The organism is Bradyrhizobium tropiciagri (genome assembly GCF_001189845.1).
Classification (GTDB): domain Bacteria; phylum Pseudomonadota; class Alphaproteobacteria; order Rhizobiales; family Xanthobacteraceae; genus Bradyrhizobium; species Bradyrhizobium tropiciagri.
Window position 1 is genome coordinate 61,611 of record NZ_LFLZ01000004.1, and the last position, 25,609, is coordinate 87,219.

At 65.6% G+C, this 25,609-nt stretch carries 19 protein-coding genes, 1 tRNA gene and 1 pseudogene; 11 read left to right on the plus strand and 10 right to left on the minus strand.

The window, feature by feature from the left end; genetic code table 11:
- Positions 1-25 precede the first annotated feature (25 nt).
- Entirely contained in the window at positions 26-439 is a 414-nt protein-coding gene (locus AKN84_RS05000) for an SRPBCC family protein (protein WP_050419662.1), read from the plus strand.
- A 424-nt stretch (positions 440-863) separates the two neighbouring features.
- On the opposite strand, the gene AKN84_RS05005 is transcribed toward AKN84_RS05000, so the two are convergent.
- Positions 864-1,160 (minus strand): hypothetical protein, encoded by a 297-nt coding sequence (locus tag AKN84_RS05005; protein ID WP_050419663.1) that lies wholly within the window; start codon positions 1,158-1,160, stop codon positions 864-866.
- 117 nt (positions 1,161-1,277) lie between these two features.
- On the opposite strand from AKN84_RS05005, the gene AKN84_RS05010 reads away from it, so the two are divergent.
- Positions 1,278-1,469, plus strand: a complete 192-nt coding sequence (locus AKN84_RS05010; protein WP_050419664.1) for a hypothetical protein — start codon at positions 1,278-1,280, stop codon at positions 1,467-1,469.
- Positions 1,470-1,682: 213 nt separating this feature from the next.
- On the opposite strand, the gene AKN84_RS05015 is transcribed toward AKN84_RS05010, so the two are convergent.
- The 4 genes from AKN84_RS05015 to AKN84_RS05025 form a co-directional block, all read right to left on the minus strand.
- On the minus strand, positions 1,683-2,096 hold the full coding sequence (locus tag AKN84_RS05015) for a DUF992 domain-containing protein (protein WP_157863248.1): 414 nt from the start codon (positions 2,094-2,096) through the stop codon (positions 1,683-1,685).
- A gap of 389 nt (positions 2,097-2,485) precedes the next feature.
- A complete protein-coding gene (locus AKN84_RS47180; RefSeq protein ID WP_157863249.1) occupies positions 2,486-2,650 on the minus strand; it encodes a hypothetical protein in 165 nt (54 codons plus the stop codon).
- A gap of 235 nt (positions 2,651-2,885) precedes the next feature.
- Positions 2,886-4,199 (minus strand): glycosyltransferase family 87 protein, encoded by a 1,314-nt coding sequence (locus AKN84_RS05020; protein ID WP_244484930.1) that lies wholly within the window; start codon positions 4,197-4,199, stop codon positions 2,886-2,888.
- A gap of 257 nt (positions 4,200-4,456) precedes the next feature.
- Positions 4,457-4,533: transfer RNA gene (locus AKN84_RS05025), tRNA-Arg, on the minus strand.
- Positions 4,534-4,820: 287 nt separating this feature from the next.
- Here AKN84_RS05025 and AKN84_RS05030 point away from each other — a divergent pair.
- The 7 genes and pseudogenes from AKN84_RS05030 to AKN84_RS05060 all read left to right on the plus strand — a co-directional run bounded on the left by AKN84_RS05030 (position 4,821) and on the right by AKN84_RS05060 (position 18,001).
- Positions 4,821-10,028, plus strand: coding sequence for an alpha-2-macroglobulin family protein (locus tag AKN84_RS05030; RefSeq protein WP_050419666.1), 5,208 nt, complete (start codon positions 4,821-4,823; stop codon positions 10,026-10,028).
- Positions 10,025-12,133, plus strand: a complete 2,109-nt coding sequence (gene pbpC / locus AKN84_RS05035; RefSeq protein ID WP_050419667.1) for a penicillin-binding protein 1C — start codon at positions 10,025-10,027, stop codon at positions 12,131-12,133. The genes AKN84_RS05030 and pbpC overlap by 4 nt, the downstream gene beginning before the upstream one ends.
- Positions 12,134-12,215: 82 nt before the next feature.
- Positions 12,216-13,961, plus strand: coding sequence for an ArnT family glycosyltransferase (locus AKN84_RS05040; RefSeq protein WP_050419668.1), 1,746 nt, complete (start codon positions 12,216-12,218; stop codon positions 13,959-13,961).
- Position 13,962: 1 nt separating this feature from the next.
- Positions 13,963-14,808 (plus strand): phosphatase PAP2 family protein, encoded by an 846-nt coding sequence (locus tag AKN84_RS05045; RefSeq protein ID WP_050419669.1) that lies wholly within the window; start codon positions 13,963-13,965, stop codon positions 14,806-14,808.
- A 69-nt stretch (positions 14,809-14,877) separates the two neighbouring features.
- Positions 14,878-15,656: pseudogene (locus AKN84_RS05050) on the plus strand (glycosyltransferase family 2 protein).
- Complete coding sequence (locus AKN84_RS05055; protein ID WP_050419670.1) at positions 15,656-15,994, plus strand: lipid-A-disaccharide synthase N-terminal domain-containing protein; 339 nt, start codon at positions 15,656-15,658, stop codon at positions 15,992-15,994. Before AKN84_RS05050 ends, AKN84_RS05055 begins: the two are co-directional and overlap by 1 nt.
- 201 nt (positions 15,995-16,195) lie before the next feature.
- Positions 16,196-18,001, plus strand: coding sequence for a M23 family metallopeptidase (locus AKN84_RS05060; protein ID WP_050419671.1), 1,806 nt, complete (start codon positions 16,196-16,198; stop codon positions 17,999-18,001).
- Between the two features lie 21 nt (positions 18,002-18,022).
- Here the strand turns inward: AKN84_RS05060 and AKN84_RS05065 are convergent, their stop codons facing one another.
- Positions 18,023-19,705 carry a Na/Pi cotransporter family protein gene (locus AKN84_RS05065; RefSeq protein WP_050419672.1) on the minus strand — a complete coding sequence of 561 codons (1,683 nt, stop codon included), beginning with the start codon at positions 19,703-19,705 and terminating at the stop codon, positions 18,023-18,025.
- 332 nt (positions 19,706-20,037) lie between these two features.
- On the opposite strand from AKN84_RS05065, the gene AKN84_RS05070 reads away from it, so the two are divergent.
- Positions 20,038-20,283 (plus strand): PilZ domain-containing protein, encoded by a 246-nt coding sequence (locus AKN84_RS05070; RefSeq protein ID WP_021079298.1) that lies wholly within the window; start codon positions 20,038-20,040, stop codon positions 20,281-20,283.
- Between the two features lie 140 nt (positions 20,284-20,423).
- Positions 20,424-21,248 carry a tetratricopeptide repeat protein gene (locus tag AKN84_RS05075; RefSeq protein WP_050419673.1) on the plus strand — a complete coding sequence of 275 codons (825 nt, stop codon included), beginning with the start codon at positions 20,424-20,426 and terminating at the stop codon, positions 21,246-21,248.
- A gap of 23 nt (positions 21,249-21,271) precedes the next feature.
- Here AKN84_RS05075 and AKN84_RS05080 read toward each other — a convergent pair whose 3' ends face one another.
- The 4 genes from AKN84_RS05080 to cpaB are packed head-to-tail and all read right to left on the minus strand — an operon-like array spanning position 21,272 to position 25,591.
- Positions 21,272-22,540, minus strand: coding sequence for a CpaE/TadZ family protein (locus tag AKN84_RS05080; RefSeq protein WP_050419674.1), 1,269 nt, complete (start codon positions 22,538-22,540; stop codon positions 21,272-21,274).
- The gene (locus AKN84_RS05085; protein WP_050419675.1) at positions 22,537-23,277 is read right to left on the minus strand and encodes a CpaD family pilus assembly protein; all 741 of its coding nucleotides are present in this window, start codon (positions 23,275-23,277) and stop codon (positions 22,537-22,539) included. Before AKN84_RS05085 ends, AKN84_RS05080 begins: the two co-directional genes overlap by 4 nt.
- A gap of 30 nt (positions 23,278-23,307) precedes the next feature.
- Positions 23,308-24,747, minus strand: coding sequence for a type II and III secretion system protein family protein (locus tag AKN84_RS05090; RefSeq protein WP_050419676.1), 1,440 nt, complete (start codon positions 24,745-24,747; stop codon positions 23,308-23,310).
- Positions 24,748-24,787: 40 nt separating this feature from the next.
- Positions 24,788-25,591, minus strand: coding sequence for a Flp pilus assembly protein CpaB (gene cpaB / locus AKN84_RS05095; RefSeq protein WP_050419677.1), 804 nt, complete (start codon positions 25,589-25,591; stop codon positions 24,788-24,790).
- Positions 25,592-25,609 lie beyond the last annotated feature (18 nt).

The following is a 25,609-nucleotide window of genomic DNA, read 5'->3' on the forward strand; positions in this document are numbered from 1 at the left end:
ATTCAATCACGACGAAGGAACGCATATGAGGATTGCCGTCGAAACCATCGTTGCCGCGCCGATCGCGGATGTCTGGCGCGCCTACACCACACCCGACGACATCAAGCAATGGAATGCGGCCTCCGACGATTGGCACACCACCGCTGCGACCGTGGACCTGCGCGCCGGTGGCGCCTTCTCGTCGCGGATGGAGGCCAAGGACGGCAGCATGGGATTCGATTTCGCCGGCACCTACACCAGGGTCGAGGCACCGCGGCTGCTTGAATATTCGTTCGGCGATCGCACCGCGCAGGTTGCATTCACGCCCGAGGCCGGCGGCGTCAAGCTACAGGTCAGCTTCGACAGCGAGGATACCCATTCGGTCGAGCAGCAGCGCGGCGGATGGCAGGCGATCCTGGATAATTTCAAGCGCTACGTCGAGACAAAGCGAGCGTCCTGATCCGGCGACTGCAGGCGATGTGATCGATGGCGCAAAGGTGCGGGCTGCGACCAGGCGGAAGCGGATCGACCAGATGATCGCAGAATTGAGGGCAGGCGGGATTTGCATGGGAATGGCACATCGGCCGAGCAAGCGGGCGAGGTGAGAGCGCTCTCGGCGCGATCGCGATGGTGGTCAGGAGCAAATGCGATGCGCTTTGTCTTGGCACTTGGTCTGTTGGTCATGCTGTGCGCGTCCGCGGACGCCGCACCACGGCATCACCCTCATGCACGGCAACCCGCAACCGTTCGCGCGCCCGCGGATGCGACGCCACCGGCGCGCTTTGCTGTTCCTGGCTGGAGTGACGAAGCGACCCGCCAATGGCTCGACCGCGCGTCGGAGAATGCCGGCCGCGGCGGATAGTTCGATAGCCCGCGGCGCAAATTCAATCGTCGCCGTCGTCTTCAGTTCCGCGCGAGCTCGATGCCGAGCGGCCGCCATATCGCCGCGGGGCGGCGGTGGCCTGTCTCGTGCTCACGCCCTCGCTTTCGCGCAGTTCCTTCCGTATGCGCCGTGCGGTGCGCATCGCGCGCTTGATGTTTGCATCGTACGAGTCCTCGTCGAAGAACAGGACGATCTCGCAGCTTGGACATTGACGCGAGTAGCCGTTCTGCAGCCGCTTGGCGCGATCGCGAAAGACGTTCTTGCAGCGTGTGCAACGGATCTGGACGGAATCTTCCATGACGGCCCTGACGTATCGGCGAACGGCGCACGCGCTCACAATAGCTTTGCGAAGGCAATTCCGGATTAAGAAAAATCACGAGGCGAAGCGCGCCGCAAACCATCGCGGCAACCTGCAATGTCACGAACCGAATGCGTCGCGCAGCAGCAGGTGCTGCCGGAACTTTGTTCACGCACGGAGAACTACGGAAGTATTCGTGCGTTGAATGATAAGGAACAAGACGCGACTTCAGAGCAGACCGTGAACATCAAAAAGAAAAGGCCTCAGCGCGTGGGCCACGCCGAGGCCAAGTTGACACTTTGGTCGTGAGGCACCGTCACCAGCGCCTCGATGCTTAGCCTATCTTCGTTTCTCTGCAGCTAAATAGCCCATATGGGCCATGATGCCTGGCACAGAACGTGCAGACTTGGAGCCGTCAGGATTTTGCATCACCTTCCTGGGGCTAGGAGCAGCGCCGTCCGCCTATATTTCAAGCGGACGGCGCTGTGCATTTTGGCAGCCGGCACGCGGCTCAAGCCGCGATCAGTGATCCATCGGTCGAATCTCCAGGCTCTCGATTTTCACCGGCGGAATTGCCGGATCCTTGTCATCGAGCGGATGCAACGCGATCGTCGCATTCGTGCCGCCGGCGAGAACATTGTCGCCCGCGCCGCTGGCGTGCGCGTAACTGCCGGCGAGATCGTCGAGTCCGAGCCACGGCACCGGCGCCATCACCTTCCAGGTCAACGCGACGTCCTGATCGCCGATGAAAACACCAAGATTGGGAATGGCTGCGACGTAGCGGCGATCCGGTGCGCTCTCGACGTGCAGCACGCAGTCGAGATTGGTCACCGGGCCGAGGATGAAACCTGTATCGGGGCCGCCGCGGCATGCGAGCGTCCCGGCCTGTACCTGTTGTGCCTCGGCCGTCGTGATGGGCGCGGCGAGCGCTGCCACGCCGCAGATCGCACGCAGTACCCAATGACCCGTCGTACGCATGGTGCCGTACAACGCCGATGATGCGCAATCGCTCCACGATCCCCGCCGCGGCCTTCGCTTGTGGTTAAGAGAGTTTTAGAGCCGGGGTTGTGTTGCCGCCAACGGGAGGGCCTTTGCGGCGATCCGGCTGAGCTGGCGGACACATCCGCCAGGCAAAGTGCAGCCGACCACCACGCCGCAAAAATGCGCCGGCCACGACCACGCTGCTCGGTCTGAAAAAACTACGCCGCCGGGCTCGAAATGGATTGTCCCGGCGGCGCCCTGTTTCAATCTGGGCCCGCAATCCCAGTCATGGTCTGTCTGCAAGACGGGCGCCAAGGTTCGAATGCCCCGGAGTCTTACGGGGATTAGCGTCTGGCGACCGTCTGGTGCTGGCTGCTGACCTTCTTGTGCCCAGGCGGAGGTCCGATGGTGGCCCAGACCACCGCGGCAATCACCATCGCCGTGAGGATGGCGCCGGCCAAGGGCTGATCGTTGTCCATGCTCCGCGCCCGTTCAGATATGGTGCTCAAGCTTCCGCATCTCCTGCAGGCGAGCCAGGCAAAAATCCCGATACAATTCGTTGATGAAATCCCACATGACCGAATCCCCTTTGGTCCAGTAATGGGACGCTACGCCGGGTTTGTTTCCGGCCGGCTTCGTGGCTTCCTGAACATGGCTTCATAGGGAGGCGATACGGGCAGGAACCGAACGTATGAGCTCCTTGCCCCAGCCGCGGCCTGCCGCCTTCCGCGGCGGATGCGACCCTCAAACGCTGGCCGGCTCTCGCAACGGTGCGCCCGCGCTTGTCTCGCTCGCCGTGCGATGCCGGTAACTCATCAAGATGACCGCGATCACGGTCGCGCACATGAACGGGCCGACCGGCCACAACACGAGCGGGAAAACGTATCCCAGCGTGAACACGATGCCGACACCGATCCGAAAGACACGACGATTGGAGCGCGGCGCGATCCGCTCGTCCGTGTCCGCATTCATGAGAAAGACCAGCGCGATCGCCAGGATCGGCATATCGTAGATGGCGAAGTAAGGAGAAACGAGCGGCGTTGCCGCAAGCAAACTCGCGGCTTGCACCGCGAAGTTGACCTGGCGGCGCCACATGATCAGCACCCAAATCGCGCAGGCTGCCGCGATTGCGATGTGCAACGACATCGCCGATCCGTAGTCCAGGCCGGCAAACCGAAACAGGCCATAGTTGCTTTGCAATTTATACCATGGCAGCGCGCCGCTGAGGTGAAACTGCGTCGCCGCGTAAGTTGCCGCCTCACGAAATCCCTTGAAAGTATCCCAGCCGAAGATGACCCCCGTGAGCAGGATGAGGGTGGGCGCCACGAGGCTGGCCGTGACGACGACACGCCAGCGCTTGGTCGCGATCAGTACGAAAGGAAGCAGAACGCCGTATTGAGGCTTGAAGATGAGCAGCGCGAGCAGGAAGCCGCTCAGCAGCGGGCGCCTGTCCAACGTCAACGGGATGCGACCGAGCAGCGATGCCGCGAGCAGCGCACTTTGGCCGGCAATGAAATCAAAGAAGACAGGCGGCGCGGCGAGCGCAAGCAGCATTGCGGCGGAACGTGGCCGGATCGCATGAACGACGAGCAGCCAGCATAGCAGCTTGGCCGCGCTCCAAACCCAGAACGCGATCCAAAACGGCAGGAGCGCCAGCGGTGCCAGAACCAGGAAAAACACCGGCGGATAGAAAAACGGAACCGGCATCCGATCGTAAGGATACGTGGTGTGAGTGATCGGCTGCATCTGGACGAGCAGCTGATGCAGTTGCTGCCAGTCGTAGGCGGTCGCCGCGCGGCCCTCGATCGCCATCGTGCCCGCGCCCCAGAAACACGAAAAGTCGATCCCGGGATGGCTGCCGGCACTGACAAATATCAGCACTACGGCGAGGATCGTGAGGCACAACAGGACAGCGCAGGCTGCTGCTTGCGCCGGGTCGTCTCCCGCAGAAACATCCCAGCTCAGCATCTTTTTCGACGAACCGGTCATGATCAAGGCTGCTTCTGAAAAATAGAACTGTTCGCGCGACCGGAAGAAATCGATGTCGCCGTCCGGCATTGTTCAAAAATATTCAAACGCCACGCCAAGGTTTATCCCGGCAATCTGGGATGCAGCAACGATGTATTGTTCTTAACCTAACCGGCCGACGCCAGCTGCCCTGGTCCTGTCCCGGTCGTGATTTTACGGGACTACGGGTTGATGGCTCGCAACGGAGTGAAGCTCATTTCGGGACAGGCATTGGATGATCGGTGATTCTGACCGGGTGAGCCAAAAACCAATCGCGACCCACTGAGAAAACGGAGCTGGAAATGAACTGGCGATCCCGGCAGGATTCGAACCTGCAACCCGCGGAGTAGAAATCCGCTACTCTATCCAGTTGAGCTACGGGACCGTGGCCGCCTTGTAGCACCGCCATTATGAAAAATCCGCCTTTCCGCCAAGTCCGTCCGAACCGATTTCTGGGGGCGAGCGACAAAGGCGTGCAGGGGTCCCGCCCTGCGTTGACCTGACCAGTCCGCCGGGCCGGCCTGACACTGCCGCCGGGGCTTGTCGAAGGATGTCGGCAATGCGATCTGCGACGTTTTCGTCCGTTCATGTCCGCGCCTTCACTCCGTCACCTTTTCGCGCATTTTTAGCCCCAACGCGGCGGTCGACCGCGGGGCGTTCAGGAGCTCCATCATGATCGGATTGGTTCGTGCCGCCGCACTTTGCGCCGCGCTGGCGCTCGGCATGGTCAGCGCCCAGGCTGCGGACAAGGCCTTCAAACGCGACGATCTCGCCGATTCCGCGATCAAGCTGGAAGCCCAGATCAAGAGCGAGGCGGGCGCGGTCAACAAGTCGGCGGCGACCTTGCGCACCGATGCCGACGCCGCCTTCAAGCGCAACGATTTCCGCGGCGGGCTCACGATCCTCGGCCAGATCGCGGCGACCGCGCCCGAGGACGGCGCCAACTGGCTGCGGCTCGCCAAGACCGTCTTCCAGATCCGGTCGGCGAGCTCCAGCGAACAGACCTTCCTGATGGAACGCGCCTCCACCGCCGCCTACATCGCCTATCAGCGCGCCGGAAACGCGGGGGAGGAAGCCGACTCGCTGGCCGTGCTCGGCAAGGCGCTCGCCGAGCGCAAGCTGTGGCGACCGGCACTCGACGCGCTGCGGCTGTCGCTCGACCTGCGCGAGGTGGCCGATGTCAGAGGCCAGTATGAAAAGATGCGCGACGAGCACGGCTTCCGGCTGCTCGATTATACCGTCGATTCGGATGCGGCCTCGCCGCGAGCCTGCTTTCAGTTCTCGGAGGAACTGGCCAAGCGCGTCGACTTCGCGCCGTACCTGGCACTGGCCGGCACCGACAAGCCGGCCCTGTCGGCGGAAGGCCAGCAGCTCTGCGTCGACGGGCTGAAGCATGGCGAGCGCTACAACATCAATCTGCGCGCCGGTCTGCCGTCGAGCGTCAAGGAGACCCTGTCGAAATCGGCCGAGTTCAACATCTATGTCCGTGACCGCAAGCCGTTCGTGCGGTTCACGGGGCGGGCCTATGTGCTGCCGCGGACCGGCCAGCGCGGTATCCCGGTGGTTAGCGTCAACACGCCGGCAGTCACGGTCGACGTGTTCCGGATCGGCGACCGAAACCTGATCAACACGGTGATCGACAGCGACTTCCAGAGCACGCTTAGCCGCTACCAGCTGTCCGATCTCGGCGGCCAGCGCGGCGTCAAGGTGTGGTCCGGTGAGCTTGCGACCGCCACCACGCTGAACCAGGATGTGGTCACGGCATTTCCGGTCGACCAGGCGCTCGGCGACCTGCAGCCGGGTGTCTATGTGATGACCGCCGCGGCCAAGGGCCCGGGCACCGACGACGACGGGACCCTGGCGACGCAATGGTTCATCGTCTCGGACATGGGCCTGTCGGCCTTCTCCGGCAATGACGGTATCCACGTCTTCGTCAACTCGCTGGCCTCGACCGAACCGGTCGCCAACGCCGAAGTGAAGCTGGTCGCCCGCAACAACGAGATCCTCGCCACCCGCAAGACCGATGCGGCCGGCCACGTGCTGTTCGAGCAGGGGCTGGCCCGCGGCGAGGGCGGCCTGTCGCCGGCATTGCTCACGGTGATGGGTGAAAAGTCCGACTATGCCTTCCTGAGCCTGAAGACCAACGCGTTCGACCTCACCGACCGCGGCGTCGCCGGGCGCGCCATCCCGGCCGGCGCCGACGCCTTCGTCTACGCCGAGCGCGGCGTCTACCGCTCCAACGAGACCGTTTACCTGACCGCGCTGCTGCGCGACGGCCAGGGCAATGCCCTGACCGGGACCCCGCTGACGATGGTGATCGAGCGGCCGGATGGCGTTGAATTCCGCCGCGCCGTGCTGCCCGACCAGGGCGCCGGCGGCCGGATGCTGGCGGTGGCGCTGAACTCCGCCGTGCCGACCGGCACCTGGCGGGCCCGCGTCTTCACCGATCCCAAGGGCTCGTCGGTCGGCGAGACCACCTTCATGGTCGAGGATTACATCCCCGAGCGGATCGAATTCGACCTGACCAGCAAGGAGAAGGTGATCAAAGCTGAAGTTCCAGTGGAACTTCAGGTCTCGGGCCATTTCCTCTATGGCGCGCCGGCTTCGGGCCTGCAGCTCGAAGGCGACATGCTGGTGGCGCCCGCAGCAAACGGCCGGCCCGGCTATGCCGGCTACCAGTTCGGTGTCGATGACGAACAGACCGCGAGCAACGAGCGGACCCCGATCGAGGACCTGCCGGAGGCTGACGCCAATGGCGCAGCAAGCTTCCCGGTCAAGCTCGAGAAGGTGCCGGCCTCGACCCGGCCGCAGGAGGCCCAGATCTTCATCCGCATGGCGGAGAGCGGCGGCCGCTCGGTCGAGCGCAAGATCGTGCTGCCGGTGGCCCCCAGCGCCTCGCTGATCGGCGTCAAGCCGCTGTTCGGCGACAAGAGCGTGGCCGAGGGCGACAAGGCCGAGTTCGATGTCGTGTTCGTCGCGCCCGACGGCAAGCAGCTGCCGCGCAACGGACTGCGCTACGAGCTGCTGAAGCTGGAGTCGCGCTACCAGTGGTATCGGCAGAATTCGTCCTGGCAGTACGAGCCGGTCAAGTCGACCCGCCGCGTGTCCGATGGCGACGTCAACCTCGCCGCCGACAAGCCGATGCGCCTGACCTTCCAGCCGCAGCCGGGCCGTTATCGGCTCGACGTCAAGTCGACCGACGCCGACGGCCCGGTGACCTCGGTGCAGTTCGACGTCGGCTGGTATTCCGACGGCAGCGCCGACACGCCGGATCTGCTGGAAACCTCGATCGACAAGCCGGAATATGCCTCGGGCGACACCATGACGGTGTCGGTAAACGCACGCACCGCCGGCAAGCTCACGGTCTACGTGCTCGGCGATCGCTTGCTGACGACCCAGAGCGTCGACGTCAAGGAAGGCACCCAGCAGGTCAAGCTGCAGGTCGGCAAGGACTGGGGCACCGGCGCCTATGTGATGACGACGCTGCGCCGTCCGCTCGATGCCGCCGCCGGGCGTATGCCGGGCCGCGCGATCGGGCTGAAATGGTTCGGCATCGACAAGAAGACGCGCACGCTTGCCGTCGCGCTGTCGCCGCCCGCCTTGGTGCGGCCGGGCTCGACGCTGAAGATCCCGGTCAAGCTCGGCGGGCTCAATCCCGGCGAGGACGCCAAGGTGGTGCTGGCCGCGGTCGATGTCGGCATTCTCAATTTGACCAACTACAAGCCGCCCGCGCCGGATGACTACTATCTCGGCCAGCGCCGCCTGACCGCCGAGATCCGCGACCTCTACGGCCAGCTGATTGACGGCATGCAGGGCACAACCGGCCAGATCCGCAGCGGCGGTGATGCCGCCGGTGCCGAGCTGCAAGGCTCGCCGCCGACGCAGAAGCCGCTGGCGCTCTATTCCGGCATCGTCACGGTCGGCCCCGACGGCACCGCCGAAGTGAGCTTCGACATCCCCGAATTCGCCGGCACCGCGCGGGTGATGGCGGTGGCCTGGAGCGCCACCAAGCTCGGCCGCGCCAATGTCGACGTGACCGTGCGCGATCCGGTGGTGGTGACCGCGACCTTGCCGCGCTTCCTGCTCACCGGTGACAAGGGCACCATCAGCATGGATATCGACAATGTCGAAGGCGCCGCCGGCGACTATGCCATTAGCGTCAAGGCGAGCGGCCCGATCAAGGCCTCCGGCAATCCGACCACGACCGTGAAGCTCGCCGCCAAGCAGCGCAGCTCGCTGTCGCTCGGGCTCGAGGCAGGCGGAGCAGGCCGCGCCGATTTCGACGTCGACATCTCCGGGCCGAACGGGCTGACGCTGGCGCGGCACTATGCGCTCGACGTCAAACCGGCGACGCAAGTGCTGGCGCGTCGTTCGATCCGCACGCTGGCGAAGGGCGAGAGCCTGACGCTGACGTCGGACATGTTCTCCGACCTCGTGCCGGGCACCGGCAGCGTCTCGGTCTCGGCGAGCCTGTCGACCGCGCTCGATGCTGCAAGCATCCTGAAGGCGCTCGACCGCTATCCCTATGGCTGCTCCGAGCAGATCACGAGCCGCGCACTGCCGCTGCTCTATGTCAACGATCTCGCCGCCGGCGCCCATCTGGCGATGGACACTGCGGTCGACCAGCGCATCCGCGACGCGATCGAGCGGCTTCTCGCGCGACAAGGCTCCAATGGGTCGTTCGGCCTGTGGTCGGCGGGCGGCGACGACGCCTGGCTCGATGCGTATGTCACTGATTTCCTGACCCGGGCCCGTGAAAAGGGCTTTGCGGTGCCGGACGTGCTGTTCAAGAGCGCGCTCGACCGCGTCAGGAACTCGGTGGTCAATGCCAACGAGCCGGAGAAGGACGGCGGCCGCGACCTGGCCTACGGCCTCTACGTGCTCGCGCGCAATGGTGCGGCACCGATCGGTGATCTGCGCTATCTCGCCGACACCAAGCTGAACAATTTGGCGACGCCGATCTCCAAGGCGCAGCTCGCCGCGGCGCTGGCGCTGGTCGGCGACAGAGCGAGGGCCGAGCGGGTCTATGGTGCCGCGCTCGACGCGCTGAACCCGAAACCGGTGATCGAGTTCGGCCGGGTCGATTACGGCTCGGCGCTGCGTGATGCCGCAGCGTTGGTCTCGCTCGCGGGCGAGGGCAACGCACCGCGCACCACGCTGACGCAAGCCGTGCTGCGAGTCGAAGCGGCGCGCGGGCTGTCGCCCTACACCTCGACGCAGGAGAATGCGTGGATGGTGCTGGCGGCGCGCGCGCTCGCCAAGGAGACGCTTGCGCTCGACATCAACGGTCAGCCGGTCAAGACCGCGGTCTATCGCAGCTACAAGGCCGAGGAAATGACGGGGCAGCCGCTGAAGATCACCAACACCGGCGATGCGCCGGTGCAGGCGGTGGTCTCGGTGTCCGGCTCGCCGGTCACGCCGGAACCCGCGGCCTCCAACGGCTTCAAGATCGAGCGCAGCTATTTCACGCTCGACGGCAAGCCGGCCGATGTCACCAAGGCGAAACAGAACGACCGCTTCGCGGTTGTCCTGAAGGTGACGGAAGCCAAACCGGAGTTCGGGCACATCATGGTGGCGGACTACCTGCCGGCCGGACTCGAGATCGACAACCCGCACCTGGTGTCGTCGGGCGATTCCGGCACGCTCGAATGGATCGAGGATGGTGTCGAGCCGAAGAACACCGAGTTCCGCGATGACCACTTCACAGCGGCGATCGACCGCGGCGCCAACGACAAGTCGGTGTTCACGGTCGCCTATGTGGTGCGTGCAGTGTCGCCGGGCAAATACGTGCTGCCGCAGGCCTATGTCGAGGACATGTACAACCCCTCGCGCTATGGCCGCAGCGGCACCGGTGCGGTTGAGGTGAAGCCGGCGAAATGAGTGCAACGTTGAGGACAGCAGCGGAACGCGGATCGCGCTGGCGGCGGATCAAATCCGTCCTGACGATCGGCGCCGTCGCAGCGCTGGTCGCAGCCGGCGCAGCCTGGGTCGTCTCGCTCGGAGCGTTGCCGCTCACGCAGGCGCAGCAGGTCTCGACGACAGTCGTTGACCGCAACGGCAAGCTGTTGCGCGCCTATGCGATGGCGGATGGACGCTGGCGGCTGCCGGTCGATGCGAAGACGTCGGTCAATCCCGGCTATCTGAAGCTGTTGTTCGCGTATGAGGACAAGCGCTTCTACGAGCATCACGGCATCGATCCGCTGGCGCTGTCGCGCGCCGCATTCCAGCTGCTCACCAGCGGCCATATCGTCTCGGGCGGTTCGACCATCACGATGCAGCTGGCGCGGCTGATCGAGCCGCGGCACCAGCGTTCGATCTACGCAAAACTGCGGCAGATGGTGCGCGCGGTCGAGCTGGAGCAGCAGCTCTCGAAGGATCAGATCCTCGATCTCTACCTTGCGCTGGCGCCGTTCGGCGGCAATCTCGAGGGCTTGCGCGCCGCCTCGATCGCCTATTTCGGCAAGGAGCCGAAGCGGCTCTCGCTCGCCGAAGCCGCGCTCTTGGTGGCGCTGCCGCAATCGCCGGAGCGGCGGCGGCTCGACCGTTATCCGGACGCCGCCCATGCCGCGCGCGATCGTGTGCTCGCCCGCATGGTCGAGGACGGCGTGGTGTCGAAGGACGATGCCGCGCAGGCCACGGCGACGGCCGTGCCGAAGCTGCGCAAGCAGATCCCGATCCTGGCGCCGCATTCGTCCGATCAGGCGATCGCGACGATGAAAGATGCGCCCGTCATCAAGCTGACGCTGGACGCGACGCTGCAGCGGAACCTGGAGGCGCTGGCGCGCGATCGCGCCATCGCGCAGGGACCTGACGTCTCCGTCGCGATCGTCGTGGTCGACAATGAAACCGGCGACGTGCTCGCGCGTGTCGGCTCTGCGGATTATTTCGACGAACGGCGGGCAGGGCAGGTCGACATGACGCGCGCGGTTCGCTCGCCCGGCTCGACCTTGAAGCCTTTCATCTATGGGCTCGCTTTCGAGGATGGTTTTGTCCATCCCGACAGCCTGATCGAGGATCGGCCGATCCGCTTCGGCGCCTACGCGCCGGAAAATTTCGACATGACGTTCCAGGGCACGGTGCCGATCCGCAAGGCGCTGCAATTGTCGCTGAACGTGCCGGCGATCGCGCTGCTCGACCGGGTCGGCGCCAGCCGGCTGTCGTCGCGGCTGAAGCAGGCCGGCACCAGTCTCGTGCTGCCGAAGGACGAGGCGCCGGGCCTTGCGATGGGTCTCGGCGGTGTCGGCATCACGCTGCAGGATCTCGCCCAGCTCTATTCCGGCCTGGCGCGGCTCGGCGTCACCAGGCCGCTGCGCGAGATCATGCGGGAGAATGATGGCCGCGACACGATGCGACTGATGGATCAGGCCGCCGCCTGGCAGGTCGGCAATGTCCTGCTCGGCACGCCGCCACCGGAGAACGGCGTGCATAACCGGATCGCGTTCAAGACCGGCACCAGCTACGGCTATCGCGATGCCTGGTCGGTCGGGTTCGACGGCCGCATCACGATCGGCGTCTGGGTCGGCCGCCCGGACGGTGCGCCGGTGCCGGGTCTGGTCGGCCGCACGGCGGCGGCGCCGATCCTGTTCGACGCCTTTGCGCGCACCGGGAAAATCCCGGCGGCGTTGCCGAAGCCGCCACGGGGCGTGCTGGTTGCCTCCAACGCCAAACTGCCGCCGCCGCTGCGCCGCTTCAGGCCGCTCGGCGAGCTGGTTCGCAGCGGCAACGATCAGGCTCCGCACATCCAGTTCCCGCTGAATGGCTCACGCATCGATGTCGATCAATCCGAGGGCGGCCGCAATGCGCCGCTGCCGGTCAAGGTTGCCGGCGGTGTGCTGCCGCTGACGGTCCTCGTCAATGGTGTCTCAGCCGGGGACATCGACAGCCGTCGCCAGCGCCTGATCGACCCGCCCGGGCCGGGCTTCGCGCGGCTCACGGTCATCGACGCCACGGGTGCCGCGGATACCGTTGTGATCCGCGTGCAATGATCGCACGGGAAAGCGGAACGGCAGGGTTGGAAAGCGGAACAGCACGGTTGTTTGCGCTGCGGTTTCATCGTATGCGAAACCCATGGTGGACGGCCTCCAACCCCGGCGCTTCGGAGCAGGGCAACAGTTTGTAAAACCTGCGCATTCGAGCCGCAGGCTGTTCATGGCGTTCGAGTTCGCAACGGCCAGCCAATGGCGTTCGATCCTGTTCCTGACGCTGACCTGTCTGGTGCTGTTCCTGCCGGGCTTCTTCACCATCCCGCCGGTCGACCGCGACGAGGTGCGCTTTGCCCAGGCGACCAAGCAGATGGTCGAGAGCGGCGATTTCGTCGATATCCGCTTCCAGGACGACGTCCGCTACAAAAAGCCGGTCGGCATCTACTGGATGCAAGCGGCGGCGCTGAAGACGATCTCCGCGCTCGGGGTGCCGCGTGCCCAGGTCCGCATCTGGGTCTACCGCCTGCCGTCCCTGATCGGCGCCATCGGCGCCGTTTTGCTGACCTATTGGACGGCGCTCGCCTTCGTGACGCGACAGGGGGCGGTGCTGGCCGCCCTGATGATGGCAAGCTGCGTGCTGCTCGGCGTCGAAGCGCGGCTCGCCAAGACCGACGCCATGCTGCTGCTGACGGTCACCGCGGCGATGGGCGCGATGGCGCGCGTGTATCTATCCTGGCAGCGCGGTGAGGATCCGCCGCATCCATCATGGGGGCCGCCTGCGATCTTCTGGACGGCGCTGGCGGTCGGGATCCTGCTCAAGGGTCCGCTGATCCTGATGTTCGTCGGCCTTGCGATGGCCGCCCTTGCGATACTCGACCGCTCGGCGGCGTGGTTCTGGCGGATGCGTCCGGTCTGGGGCCTGATGTGGACCCTGGTGCTGGTGCTGCCGTGGTTCGTCCTGATCTTCCTGCGCGCCGGAGAGACCTTCTTTGCCGACTCGGTCGGTGGCGACATGTTGAGCAAGCTCGGCGCACAGGAATCCCACGGCGCGCCGCCCGGGCTCTATTTGCTGCTGTTCTGGATCACGTTCTGGCCCGGTGCGCCGCTGGCCGGCCTGGCGGCACCTGCGGTCTGGCGCGCGCGGCGCGAACCCGGCGCGCAGTTCCTGCTGGCCTGGCTGATCCCGTCCTGGATCGTGTTCGAGGCTGTTCTGACCAAGCTGCCGCATTATGTGCTGCCACTCTATCCCGCGATCGCGATCCTGACCGTGGGCGCGCTGGAGCGGCGTGTGCTGTCGCGCTCCCCCTGGCTGTTGCGCGGCGCCGCCTGGTGGTTCGCGATCCCCGCGTTCGGCGCTGTGCTGGTGATCGTCGGCGCCATCAAGGCGATCCATCAGCCGGTATTTCCGGCATGGCCGCTGTTTGCCGTCGCGATGGTGTTCGGTCTGATCGCGTGGTGGATGTTCGAGGACAGCCGCGCCGAGCGCTCGCTGCTCAACGCGGTGATCGCCGCGGCGCTGATGGCGGGCGCGACCTATGGCGTGGTGCTGCCGCGGCTCACCACCGTGTTTCCGAGTCAGGAGGTCGCGCGCGCCTTGCGCAACGTGACCTGCGTCGGCCCGAAGGCGGCGGCCGCCGGCTTCCACGAGCCGAGCCTCGTGTTCATGACCGATACCTCGACGCTGCTCACCGATGGATCGGGTGCCGCCGATTTCCTGGGGCAGGGCTCCTGCCGCTTCGCGCTGGTCGAACAGCGCTCGGAGCGCGCCTTCGTGCAGCGCGCCGAGGCGATCGGCCTGCGCTACAACGCGCCGGTACGGATCGAGGGTTACAACATCTCGCAGGGCAAGGCGGTCTCGATTGCGATCTTCCGTTCCGAAGGGACGGAGTGACATGCCGGCGCCGCCAGCCAACCCGGAATCCGCCAACTATTTCGGACGATTGCTGACGCTGGTCTGGCTGTCCCTCGCCCAGCTTGTGCGGGCACCGTCGCATTCGCGCCGGGCCGAGGCAGCGCGACGCTCCGCGCGCCACGTACTCTTGTTCGTCGTCATCGTCGGCGCCGTGATCATCACGCTGATGTATGCGGTCGATGTCGCCGAGATCAGCCTGATGCCGCCACGCGGCACGCCGAGCCTCTGGTGGGTGAAGATACTCACCGATTTCGGCAAGGACGAGTACGTGCTAAGTGCGCTGGGTGTGCTGCTGATTGTTGTCGCATTGACGGCGCCTGCGCTGCGCAGTGTGCCGCGCGCGACCTTGCTCGGCTTTGGCACGAGGCTGCAATACCTGTTCCTGTCGGTCGCGCTGTCGGTAGCAGTCGGTGAAGTGATCAAGTGGGTCGTCGGCCGCGGGCGGCCGTTCGTCGGCGGCAAGGCCAACGCCTTCAACTTCCAGCACTTCGCGGGCACCGAGGCTTATTCGAGCTTTCCGTCGGGACATTCGATCACGGCATTCGCGTTGGCGTTCGCCGTTTCGGCAGTTTGGCCGCGCGCACGGGGCGCGATGCTGGTCTACGCGCTGATCATCATCGCGACGCGGCTGGTGCTGCTGGCCCATCATCCGAGCGACGTGGTGGCCGGCGCGGCTGTCGGCGTGATCGGCGCAATGGCCGTGCGCTACTGGTTCGCCGCCCGCCGCCTTGGTTTCGCCATTGATCGCGATGGAACGGTCGTGGCCCTGCCGGGACCGTCGGAAGAGCGCCTCAAAAGGGTTGCGGGGAGCGCCTTCGCCCCATAAAAGCGGTCGCCCGGCGGCCGGATCGGGCGGGTTCCAGCCGCGAACCCCACATCAACCACGAGTGCCGAATTGCCTGTTTCCGACCAGACGCCGGTCGCCGTTTCCATCGTCGTGCCCGTGCGCAACGAGGCGGATAATATCGCGCCGCTGATCGCCGAGATCGCGGCGGCGCTCGACGGACGCTGGGTCTACGAAATCGTCTACGTCAATGACGGCTCGACCGACGCCACCGGCGAACGGCTGAGTGCGATCATGACGGAGCGGCGCAACCTCCGGCAACTCCGCCACGCGGTCTCCTCGGGGCAGTCGGCGGCCGTGCGAAGTGGCGTTCGCGCCGCGCGCGGTGCGATCGTGGCAACGCTCGACGGGGACGGCCAGAACGATCCGGCCTTCCTGCCCAACCTGATCGCGGCGATCGAGAGCGGCAATGGCCGCGTCGGCCTCGCCGCAGGCCAGCGCGTCGGCCGCAAGGACACCGGTTTCAAGAAGCTGCAATCGCGCATCGCCAATGCGGTGCGCGGCGTCATCCTGCGCGACGGCACCCGCGACACCGGCTGCGGCCTGAAGGCGTTTCCGCGCGAGGTGTTTCTGACCATGCCCTATTTCGACGGATTGCATCGTTTCCTTCCGGCACTGGTCCGCCGCGAGGGGCTGGCGATTGCCTATGTCGACGTCGTCGACGCCCGCGCCATTCCGGCGTGTCGAATTATGGATTCTTCGACCGGCTCTGGATCGGGATCATGGATCTGGCCGGCGTGTGGTGGCTGATCCGCCGCAAGAAGCCGACGCCGCTCGTCACGGAGGTGACGGACGTCACTGAAGTGACGGGCGTCACCGAGGTGAAGTGATGCTGATTCAGTACGGCCAGGCGCTGAGCGCCTATCTCTACGACGTGTTCATCGCCAAGTTCGACTTCTGGCTGGCGTTCGGACTCATCGCGCAATTGTTCTTCACTGCGCGCTTTCTCGTGCAGTGGATTTCCAGCGAGCGCGCCGGCCAGAGCGTGGTGCCGATTGCGTTCTGGTTCTTCTCGATGGGCGGCGGTCTGATGACGCTGGTCTACGGGCTCGCCAAACGCGAACCCGTTATCATCATCGGGCAGGGCCTCGCCACCCTGATCTACATCCGCAACATCATGCTGATCGTGAAGAACCGCGGCAGCGCGTCGAAGACGCTCGACAACTGACCCGCGCCGCGGTCCGTGCGACCAGCGGTATGCTGAGGCTCCCCTTTAGTTTCGACAGATTCCAGCATTCGGCTCGGCGCGACAGCAATGCGTCCGAATCCGAACGACGGTCAAACAATCGCCCCAAGGCGCATGGCATCTACGGCTTGTCGTGGGCGTGGCGGCATCCCGAGTCCATGCACTGAGGGATGAGGGCCGTCGATGACCAGCCGTGGCGAACCGACCAAAGCGGGTGGTTATCTGTCGCGCGCCAACGAGGTCGCATTGCTCGACGAGCCGCCGCTGACTGGCGAGTGCGGTTTGCCGGACCGGCGCGCCGTCAGTATCCGCTGGATGGCGGGAACGATTCTGATTGGCGCCGCGGCCGTCGCGCTGCTGTGTGGCGCGCTGCGCGGCGCATTTGGCTATCGCGCGCGATTCGCAGCATCGCCGGTCGTTTCGCTTCCGCGCTTCACAGGGCAGGTGGTCGACGAGGCGCGGCGCGGCGATCGCCTGGATCGGAGGCCCAGCCCACAAGGCAATTCTTCAGCACTCAAGATCGAGCAATTGAGCGATGCCGGCGCGGTCCGTCGATTTACCCGCGTGTCGGCGCGGCTGGCGGAGATCGATCCCGAACCGCAACAGGACCATCGTCGCGAGGCACCGGCGGACGGCAAGGACGAGCAGCGCGCGAGTTCGCAAGTGGTGTCGGAGTTACCGGCCATCATACGGGCAGGTCCGTCACGCCGTGCGCTGCCGGGCCGCACCAGCGCCTATGCGGCCGATGAAGACGCGCCACATTCGCTTGCTCCGATCGGTGACGCCGTCAACGTCACCAGCCTTCCGAAATCTCCGTCGGCGCCGCGTCACCATCGGCACGTCATCATCGCGAGAGCTGGTGACACGCTGTCGGCCATTCTGCGCGCGCTTGCCGCAGCTGCGAAAGATGCGCCTGCGATCCTTGCCGCTTTCCCGTCGCCCGGCGGTCAAGCGACGCTGTCCGGCGGCGAGAAAATCACGATCGTCGAGCAGAGCGGAGATACTGCTTCGTCACGCGGCCAAGTCGCGAAAGTGTCGATCGAACGGGCGGACTCCACCGTGGCGGCCGTCGGTCGCACCGATAGCGGCCAATACCAGGCGATCGCGCCGGAACAGCCGGACGTCGCCTTGCGGAGCGAGAGCTCGCTACGCGATTCGATCGACACGCACTCGGTGCCCGGTGAGACGCTGCGTGACGGCCTCAACGCGCTTGCGCGTTCCAATCACGTCGACGAGGGGATCGTCGCTGAACTGATGCGGCTGTGTGGCCGCGATTTCGACCTCGACGAGCCGCTCGGCGACAGCGATGCGGCCGAGATCATCTATGCTCCCAACGACATTGGCCAGCCGGAGCTGGTTTTCATCGACTTGGCGGCGGGCGGGCAGACGCGCCGCTATTATCGCTTCACGGCACCGGACGATGGCAGCTCCGACTTCTATGATGAGGACGGCCAGTCCATCACCAAGTTCCTGCTGCGCAAGCCGGTCGTCAGCGGGCGGCTCGGCGACGGTTTCGGCTGGCGCATTCATCCGATCCTTGGCGACCGCCGCTTCCATGAAGGCGTCGATTATGCCGCGCCCTATGGTTCGCCGATTGCGGCGGCAGGCGCCGGCGTCGTCGAGACCGAAGGGTTTGAACCCGGATACGGGAAATATATCCGCATGCGTCACGATCGCGGCTACGAGACCACCTATGCCCACATCGCGAGCGTCCCGTCCGGGCTGAAGGTCGGAGACCGTGTTCGTCAGGGCGAGACAATTGCCTATGTCGGATCGACAGGGCTCTCGACCGGACCGCATCTCTATTACGAGGTGCGGATCAACGGCCGCAATGTCGATCCGCTCCGGATGAAACTGTCAGGCGGCCGGGTGCTGCAAGGGGATCTCCTTGGCGCCTTCGACCGGCAGCGCGACAGCATCAACCAGCTCGCTGCCGCATCCGCATTTTCGCGGCCGCAGCGTGGCTCCGACCACCGGCCGCCGACGTAGCGCAGGCCGCAGCCCGGTTGATCAGAGCCGCCCGGGCGCCGGAAGCTCGGCTGCCTCCACCGCATTCCTGCGATCGGCCGAGGTCTCGCCGGCGGCGTCGAGCACGGGATAGGCGACCGAGCAGATGTGCGAATGGATGCGGCGAAGGTCGCGCAGCACGTCGAGATGCAGCGAAGTGGTCTCGATGGTCTCGGGCCGGCCTTCGCGCAGCCGCTCCAGATGGCGGTCGACGGCAGCGAGTTCCGCCGCGCGCAGTGCCGCCTTCTCGGTGAGCAGCTGGCGCGCCTCGTTGGCATCGCTCGACATGAACACGCCGAAGGCGATCCGCAGCGAGTCGATCGTGCGCTTATGGAACGCCGACAATTCCTCGGCGCCTTCGGCGGAGAATTGCAGGCGATGCTTGATCTTCTTGGTCGCAAGCTCGCTCAGGTTCTTGTCGATGATGTCGCCGATGTGCTCGAGATTGATCGCGAACGCGACGATCTCCATGGCGCGCTGACCCTCGCGCTCGTCCAGGCTGCCGCGGGTGAGTTTCGTCACGTAAAGCTTGATTGCCTCGTTCAGCCGGTCGACGATGTTATCCATCTTCGATACCTGGTCGACCAAAGCGCGATCGTTGGTCAGCATCGCCGCCATCACCTTGCGCAACATCGCCTCGGTGTGGTCGCCCATATGCAGCACCTCGCGCGCGGCATCGGCCAGCGCGAGCGAAGGCGTCTCCAGCGCGCTCTCGTCGAGATAGCGCGGCCGTGACGGATCGGTCTCCTGTGCCCGCTTGGGCAACAGGCGCTCGAGCAGACGCGCCATGTGGTCGAGAACGCCGATGAACAGCAGCGCGGTCGCAACGTTGAAGGCGATGTGGAACAGCGCGGTCGCCTTGGCGAGATCGGGCTGCCAGGCGTAGATGGTCTCCGTGATCGGGCGCAGGAACGGCGCCACCAGCAGGATGCCGACGACACGGTTGACCAAGTTCCCAACCGGCAGCCGGTAGCTCGCCGGATTGTCGCGCCGCGCGCCCTCCAGCAACGGATTGACGGCGCTGCCGAGGTTGGCGCCGAGCACCAGCGCGAACGCGGCATAGGGGGAGATGAACTGGGAATAGGCCAGCGACATCACGAGCAGCACGCTGGCGACGCTGGAATGGACCAGCCAGGTCACGACCGCTCCGATCAGGATGCAGAGCACGGGATCGCCGGTGATCGCGTTCAGGAACACGCGCACACCCGGGGCATTCTCGGCCGGCGCCATCGTATCGAGTAGGATATGCAGCGCGAGCAGCATCAGGCCGAGGCCGATCGAGACGCGGCCGAGATCCTTGATCCGCGAGCGCGGTCCGCTGCGGAATGCGACGAGGCCGGCGATGAACAGCACCGGCGCCACCGCCGCGACGTTGAATGACAGCACCTGCACGATCAGCGTGGTGCCGATATTGGCGCCAAGCATGATCGCAAGCGCGGGCACCAGGCTGACGATCTCCTCGGCGGCGAAGGAACTGGTGATGAGGGCGGTCGCGGTCGAGCTCTGGAGCAGGGCGGTCAGGCCGAGCCCGGCGCCAAGGGCGGTGAACCGGTTGCGCAGCGCTCTCGCCAGCAGCAGCCGCAAGTCGGGCCCGAAGGCTCGCAGGATCCCGCTATGGACCATGTGCAGGCCCCACAGCAGGAGCGCGACGCCCCCCATCAGATCAAGCAGAACAAGACTTCCCATACGTCGTGGATATCCCGGTAAATTCGAGTCGAAGGGTTCACGCTATAGAGCCAATTGACCCGCGATCAACCCCTTTGTTCCCGCTGGAACCGAAGCGAGGGAAGAGGTTGCAACGAAACAGGCCGGCCAATTGTGGCGGCCGGCTCCGGGACCGGGACAGCCCTAAACCACGTGCCGCTGCTTGGCTCAGATCGGACGGCGACCTGTCGAGCCCGGTAAACGAATCCTAGAGATGACCGTTCAATTGCGATTGGATCCGCTAGGCAGTTCCCAATCTTTCCCCGCTATGAAGGTGGAAACGAGAAGCTGTCCAGCAAGGCTTGGGGATCAGTATGTTTGTCAATCGCCGCAAGAGCGAACGCCGTGAGTGCCGGAGCGTCGCCAAAATTCAATTGGGCACAGGGTCGTTGCCGCGTGACTGCATGATCACCGACATCTCGGCCGGCGGCGTCAAGGTGATCGCCGAATATCTCGAGATACCGCCGGAATTCACCATCATCCTCTCGAGCGGCAGTCCGCGTCAGTGCCGCCTGGCCTGGCGGATCGGGCACGAGTTCGGCGCCCAGTTCGTCGACTGATTCGAGCACAGAGCCGGTGGTCGGCCCGGCACGCCGGCCCCGCTTCGGGGCCGGATGACGGCGAGATGATGGCATCCTTAACCGGAACTTAGGGTTAAGCTGTGAGCATCCCGGAACCTTCGCTGTTCCGAGTCTCGTTGATGTCTGAGAAACTACCCCGACCCCCTGGCCGCATGAACCGTCTCGCCGGCTCGGTATCCGCCGTGATCCTGCTGATCGGGCTGTCCGCCTGTCAGACCTCGGGTCCGTCCGACATCACCGGGTCACTGGGCGAAACGGCGGAGGCCACGCCGGCTCCCACCGATCCCCGGCGCGACATTGCGACCTATCACGAGCGCGTCCGTGCCAACCCGAAAGACACCGATGCCGCGCTGAAATACGCCCGGGCGCTCCGTGCCACCGGCCAGCGGGCCCAGGCGGTCGCCGTCATGGAGCAGGCGGTGCTGGCGCAGCCCAGCAACAAGGCGCTGCTCGCCGGCTACGGACGGGCGCTCGCCGACAACGGCAATTTCCAGCAGGCATTCGACGTGCTCGGGCGCGCCCACACGCCGGAAGATCCGGACTGGCGGATCCTGTCGGCGCAAGGCGCCGTGCTCGACCAGCTCGAGCGCCACGACGAGGCCCGCCAATATTATGCGAGCGCCCTCAAGATCGTGCCTGATGATGCCTCGGTGCTCTCCAATCTCGGCCTGTCCTACCTGCTGTCGAAAGATCTGCCGAAGGCCGAGGAGACGCTGCGCCGCGCCCGAGAGCGCGCACCTGGCGATATGCGGGTACGCACCAATCTCGCCGTCGTGGTCGGCCTGGAGGGCCGCCAGGCCGAGGCGGAAACCATCATGAAGGCCGATCTGCCGCCGGAGCAGGGCTCAGCCAATGTCGCCGCATTGAAGCGGCTGCTGGCGCGCAGGGACGCAAGCCGCACCGACGCGGACAAGATCCCGGTCGCGACCAGCCGTCGCGACTAGATCAGTCGACGTCTCAAGTCAGGCTAGCCCGCAGCGCGGCGTCCATCATTGCGGCGCGACTGCAGCTTCTTGAGGATCGGCGACAGGAATGATTCGCGGGTCTCGGCGAGGTCGGGGCGGCCGGTCAGGCGCTGCGCGATTTGCAGGAAGGTCCTGGTGGTGCGGTGACGCGCGGAGACTTCCGCGATCATCTGGCCGTTGTTGGCAGCTTCACCGAACAGCCTGCAATCGAACGGGATGGTCGCGATCGGCTGGCTCTCGATCGTCTTGGCGAAGTCCTTGACCTCGATCTCGGGCCGCTTCGACATGCCGACCTGGTTCAGGCAGTAGAGCGGCGGCCGGTCGTTCGGACGTGCGGCCTTGAGCAGGTTCATCATGTTCTTGGTATTGCGCATGTTGGCGAGGTCGGGTTCGGCAACGATCAGGATGTCGTCGGCGGCGACCAGCACGCGCTTGGTCCAGGCGGTCCACTGATGCGGGACGTCGAGCACGATGCAGGATGTGGTCATGCGCATCGTATCGAAGATGGCGTCGAAGGCTTCGGCGCCAAAATCGTAGACCTGATCGAGCGTGGCCGGGGCCGCCAGCAGGCTGAGATGGTCGCCGCATTTTGCGAGCAGGCGTTCCATGAAGGCACTGTCCGGACGTTCCGGCGCGAACACCGCGTTCGCGATGCCCTGTGTCGGATCCTGGTTGTAGTCGAGCCCGGCGGTGCCGAAGGCGAGGTCGAGATCGACAACGACCGAATCCAACCCGAGGTCGCGCGCGATGGTCCAGGCGACATTGTGGGCGATGGTCGAGGCGCCGACGCCGCCCTTGGCGCCCGCGACCGCGATCAGGCGACCGACCGAGACCGCTTCGGAGGACGAGAACAGACCGCAGATCGAGCGCACGATGTCGAGCACCTTGACCGGCCCGATCACGTAATCGTTGACGCCGCGCCGGACCAATTCGCGATACGGCGCAGTCTCGCCGGGCGCGCCGAGCACGACAACGCGGGTGCCGGGATCGCAGACCGTTGCGAGCTCATCGAGAGCGGCGAGCAAATCGGTGTCCGGCTCGGTCTCCAGCATGATGACATTGGGCGTCGGCGCCTTGTGATAGGCATCGATGGCCGCGGCGATGCCGCCCATGTGGACGGAGAGGTGAGCCTTGGCGAGCCGGCGGTCGTCGGCGGCGGCGCGCGCCGTTGTGGCGGTCGCGACGCTGGCGCAGAACGCCTGCACGGAAATCCGCGGCGCCGGCGCGATGTGGTCGTTGGTGTGCTGTGGCTCGTCTTGTTGTTCGGTCATTTCCCGGCGTCGCTCAGCTTGGCTCTATCGGCTTCAGGGTAGGTGGTCGCGGTCGTCTCACCCTTGCTGTATTTCTGGAACGCGATCGACCGGCGCGGAGTGTAGGATGCGGTCTCGGTCCGCGGCTGTTCGAGGTCGGACGGATTGGCGACCATCGCAGCCAGATTGCGCTGGGTGGCGCAGCCGAAATTGTCCCACTGCTTGTTCTCGTTGTAGCTCGGATTGTAGATCGAGGGACCAAGGTCGGCCGGCCACACGCCGCAGGGCCCGGCGACCGCGGCCATCTTCGGATAGCTGAGGCGGATGGTCGGCAGCGCGCGCGGATCGTCGAGGCGGTAGGAGCGCCTGGTGATGGCGTGGGCGGGCACACCCATCGACGCCAGGACGCCGCGGATTTCCTGATACACCGCCTGCGCCGAGCGCGCATTCGCGGTGTCGGCGGGCACGTCGACCGCGATCGCGCCGGTGCCTTCGCGGCGCCAGCTGCGGGCGAGCCCCATGACGTCGTCGCGCTGGGTTTCGGTGAGATTGCCACGGGCGCGGCCGACGAACACGACGATGGATTGTTCGCCCTCGGTGACCGCGATCGGATGCCGTTGCCGGTAGTCGTCGGGCACGGTGCCGGTAACGACATCGCCGGTCAGGTTGCAGCCGCCGAGCGCGATCGCCGTGGTGACGAGCGCGCCGAACAGCGACAACGTCCGCGCGTGACCTGCATGTGTGTTGCGTATCGTCATAGGATCCCCCAACCCCTTCAGGTCCGCGCCTCAGTCGATGATGAAGCCGAAATTGACCGGCGTGGCGCCGATCGGCTCGGCACGGGCGGCAACGCCGTAGATGCGATTGACGCGCGCCAGCAGTGCCGACTGCGCGTCGGAAGCCGGTGCGAAGCCGTCATCGGGACGCGACAATTCCTTCTGCGCAACCGCGCGCACCACGTAGGGCGTCACGATGACCATGAGCTCGGTCTCGTTGTTGACGAAGTCCTGGCTCCGGAACAGCTGTCCGAGCACCGGGATCTGATCGACGCCGGGCATGCCATTGATGGCCTGCTTGGTCTGCTCCTGGATCAATCCGGCCATCGCGATCGAGCCGCCGGAGGGCACTTCCAGCGTGGTGTCGGCGCGGCGGGTCTTGATCGAGGGAATCGTCGTGCCGCCCTGGCCGCCGGTCAGCGCGTTGTCCATCGAGACTTCGGAAACCTCGGTCATCACCTTCAGGCTGATGCGTCCCTCGGACAGCACCACCGGGGTGAAGTTGAGCGAGATGCCGAACTTCTTGAAGCTGACGGTCTGGACGCAATTGCCGATCGTGCCCGTGCTCGAGGTCTGGCAGGTCACGCCGGTCGGAATTGGAAACTCGCCGCCTGAGACGAAGGTCGCGGACTCGCCGGAGATCGCCGTGAGGTTCGGCTCGGCGAGCGTCTTGACCACGCCTGCGCTCTCCATCGCGCGCAGCGTCGCGGTGACGGTCGGCACGCCGAGCTTGTTCAGGGCCGCGCCGGTCAGCACGTTGCCGGTGAGCGGCCCGTTGTTGGCGGTGAAGGGGTTGGCGTTGTTGAAGACCACCGCGGCAGTGCCGTAGTTCATGTTGGCGGTGAGATCGACACCGAGCTGCTTGACGACGTCCCGCCGCACCTCGGCGACGGTGACCTTCAGCATCACCTGGTCGCGGCCGCGCACCACGATGGAGTTGACGACCTTGTCGGGGCTGCCGACGAGCTTGGCGGCGATGTCGCCGGCCTGCTGGGCCTCGACCGGGCTCGCCACCGTGCCGGTCAGCACCACGCTTTCGCCGACGCCCTCGATCTGGACGCCCGGCAGCATCTGCTTCAGCGCGGCGCGCATGCCGTTGAGGTCGCGCTTGATCGCGATGTCGTAGGAGGCGACCTGGTTGCCCTCGGCGTCGAAGAACACCACGTTGGTCTGGCCGACCGCCGCGCCGATGATGTAGGCGCGCTGGGCCGAGCGGATCACCGCGTTGGCGATCTTGGGATCGGCGACCAGAACGTCCTTGGCCTCGCGCGGCAGGTCGACCACGACCGACTTGCCGACGCCGAGCGACACGAACCGCGTCTTGGCGGCAATGCTGCTCGTCACCGCGACATCCGCGTTCTTGTCCGGATCGGTCGCGCTGGCGAGGGCAGGGATCAGCATCAGGGCGGTGACCGCCGAGATCGACAGCGAACGGACCAGGGTGGTCCGCATCGCCAGTTGTTTTGCAGCCGTTGTCATATCGAAGCCCCCATCACTTCTGTGTCGTCTGAGAGCTCGGGATGCCGAAACGCACCACCCTGATGCTCTCGCCCCGCTTCGGGGCATGATCGCTGGTCTCGTCGGTCTTCTCGTTGACGTCGGCGATGCTGCGCAGCGCCAGCGCCAGCGTGCCGCTCTGCCGCGCGCGCGCGAGCGTCTCGGCCTGTTCGGGCTTGAGCTCGAGGGTCACGGTCTTGCCGACGAGGGAGTTGTTGCCGTCCTTCTCCTTCGGCGCCTGGTCGATCGCCAGCACGCGAACATTGGACAGCAGGATTTCGGTGGTGATGATGTCGCGGCCGCCCTGCACCTGATCGGGATTCTTGTCGCGCCGCGACAGGATCACATCGACGCGATCGTTGGGCAGGATGAAGCCGCCGGCGCCGGTCTCCGGCGAGATTTCCGTGGAGATCGCGCGCATGCCGGAGGGCAGGATCGCGGCCATGAAGCCGCTGCCATTGGCCTTGACCAGTTTCTGGTCGCGGATCGGCTCGCCGACGATGAAGGGAGCCCGTGCGATCGAGCCGATGACGTCCTTCATGGCGTCGGCATTGGCGTCCTGGCGGATGAATGCGCTGCTGGCGGTCTCGGCCGGCCAGCGCTGCCATTGCACGTCTTCAGCCTTGACCGACTGACCAAGTCCGATGTCGGACTTCGCCACCAGCACCTCGACGGTCGGCAGTTGTACCACTGGCGGCGCGACCGGCGCCGGTTTGCGATCGCCGCTGCTCGCGAGATACATGGCCGCGAGGCCTGCGACGCCGGCGATGCCGAGGACCACGATGCGTGCCGTCTTCATGCGATTGTCTGAATGCCC

Coding starts and splice junctions, on each gene's coding strand:
- AKN84_RS05000 (WP_050419662.1), top strand. CDS start 26: ATGAGGATTGCCGTCGAAACCATCGTTGCCGCGCCGATCGCGGATGTC.
- AKN84_RS05005 (WP_050419663.1), bottom strand. CDS start 1,160: ATGGAAGATTCCGTCCAGATCCGTTGCACACGCTGCAAGAACGTCTTT.
- AKN84_RS05010 (WP_050419664.1), top strand. CDS start 1,278: ATGTCACGAACCGAATGCGTCGCGCAGCAGCAGGTGCTGCCGGAACTT.
- AKN84_RS05020 (WP_244484930.1), bottom strand. CDS start 4,199: ATGCCGGACGGCGACATCGATTTCTTCCGGTCGCGCGAACAGTTCTAT.
- AKN84_RS05030 (WP_050419666.1), top strand. CDS start 4,821: ATGATCGGATTGGTTCGTGCCGCCGCACTTTGCGCCGCGCTGGCGCTC.
- pbpC (WP_050419667.1), top strand. CDS start 10,025: ATGAGTGCAACGTTGAGGACAGCAGCGGAACGCGGATCGCGCTGGCGG.
- AKN84_RS05040 (WP_050419668.1), top strand. CDS start 12,216: ATGGTGGACGGCCTCCAACCCCGGCGCTTCGGAGCAGGGCAACAGTTT.
- AKN84_RS05045 (WP_050419669.1), top strand. CDS start 13,963: ATGCCGGCGCCGCCAGCCAACCCGGAATCCGCCAACTATTTCGGACGA.
- AKN84_RS05055 (WP_050419670.1), top strand. CDS start 15,656: ATGCTGATTCAGTACGGCCAGGCGCTGAGCGCCTATCTCTACGACGTG.
- AKN84_RS05060 (WP_050419671.1), top strand. CDS start 16,196: ATGACCAGCCGTGGCGAACCGACCAAAGCGGGTGGTTATCTGTCGCGC.
- AKN84_RS05065 (WP_050419672.1), bottom strand. CDS start 19,705: ATGGGAAGTCTTGTTCTGCTTGATCTGATGGGGGGCGTCGCGCTCCTG.
- AKN84_RS05070 (WP_021079298.1), top strand. CDS start 20,038: ATGTTTGTCAATCGCCGCAAGAGCGAACGCCGTGAGTGCCGGAGCGTC.
- AKN84_RS05075 (WP_050419673.1), top strand. CDS start 20,424: ATGTCTGAGAAACTACCCCGACCCCCTGGCCGCATGAACCGTCTCGCC.
- AKN84_RS05080 (WP_050419674.1), bottom strand. CDS start 22,540: ATGACCGAACAACAAGACGAGCCACAGCACACCAACGACCACATCGCG.
- AKN84_RS05085 (WP_050419675.1), bottom strand. CDS start 23,277: ATGACGATACGCAACACACATGCAGGTCACGCGCGGACGTTGTCGCTG.
- AKN84_RS05090 (WP_050419676.1), bottom strand. CDS start 24,747: ATGCGGACCACCCTGGTCCGTTCGCTGTCGATCTCGGCGGTCACCGCC.
- cpaB (WP_050419677.1), bottom strand. CDS start 25,591: ATGAAGACGGCACGCATCGTGGTCCTCGGCATCGCCGGCGTCGCAGGC.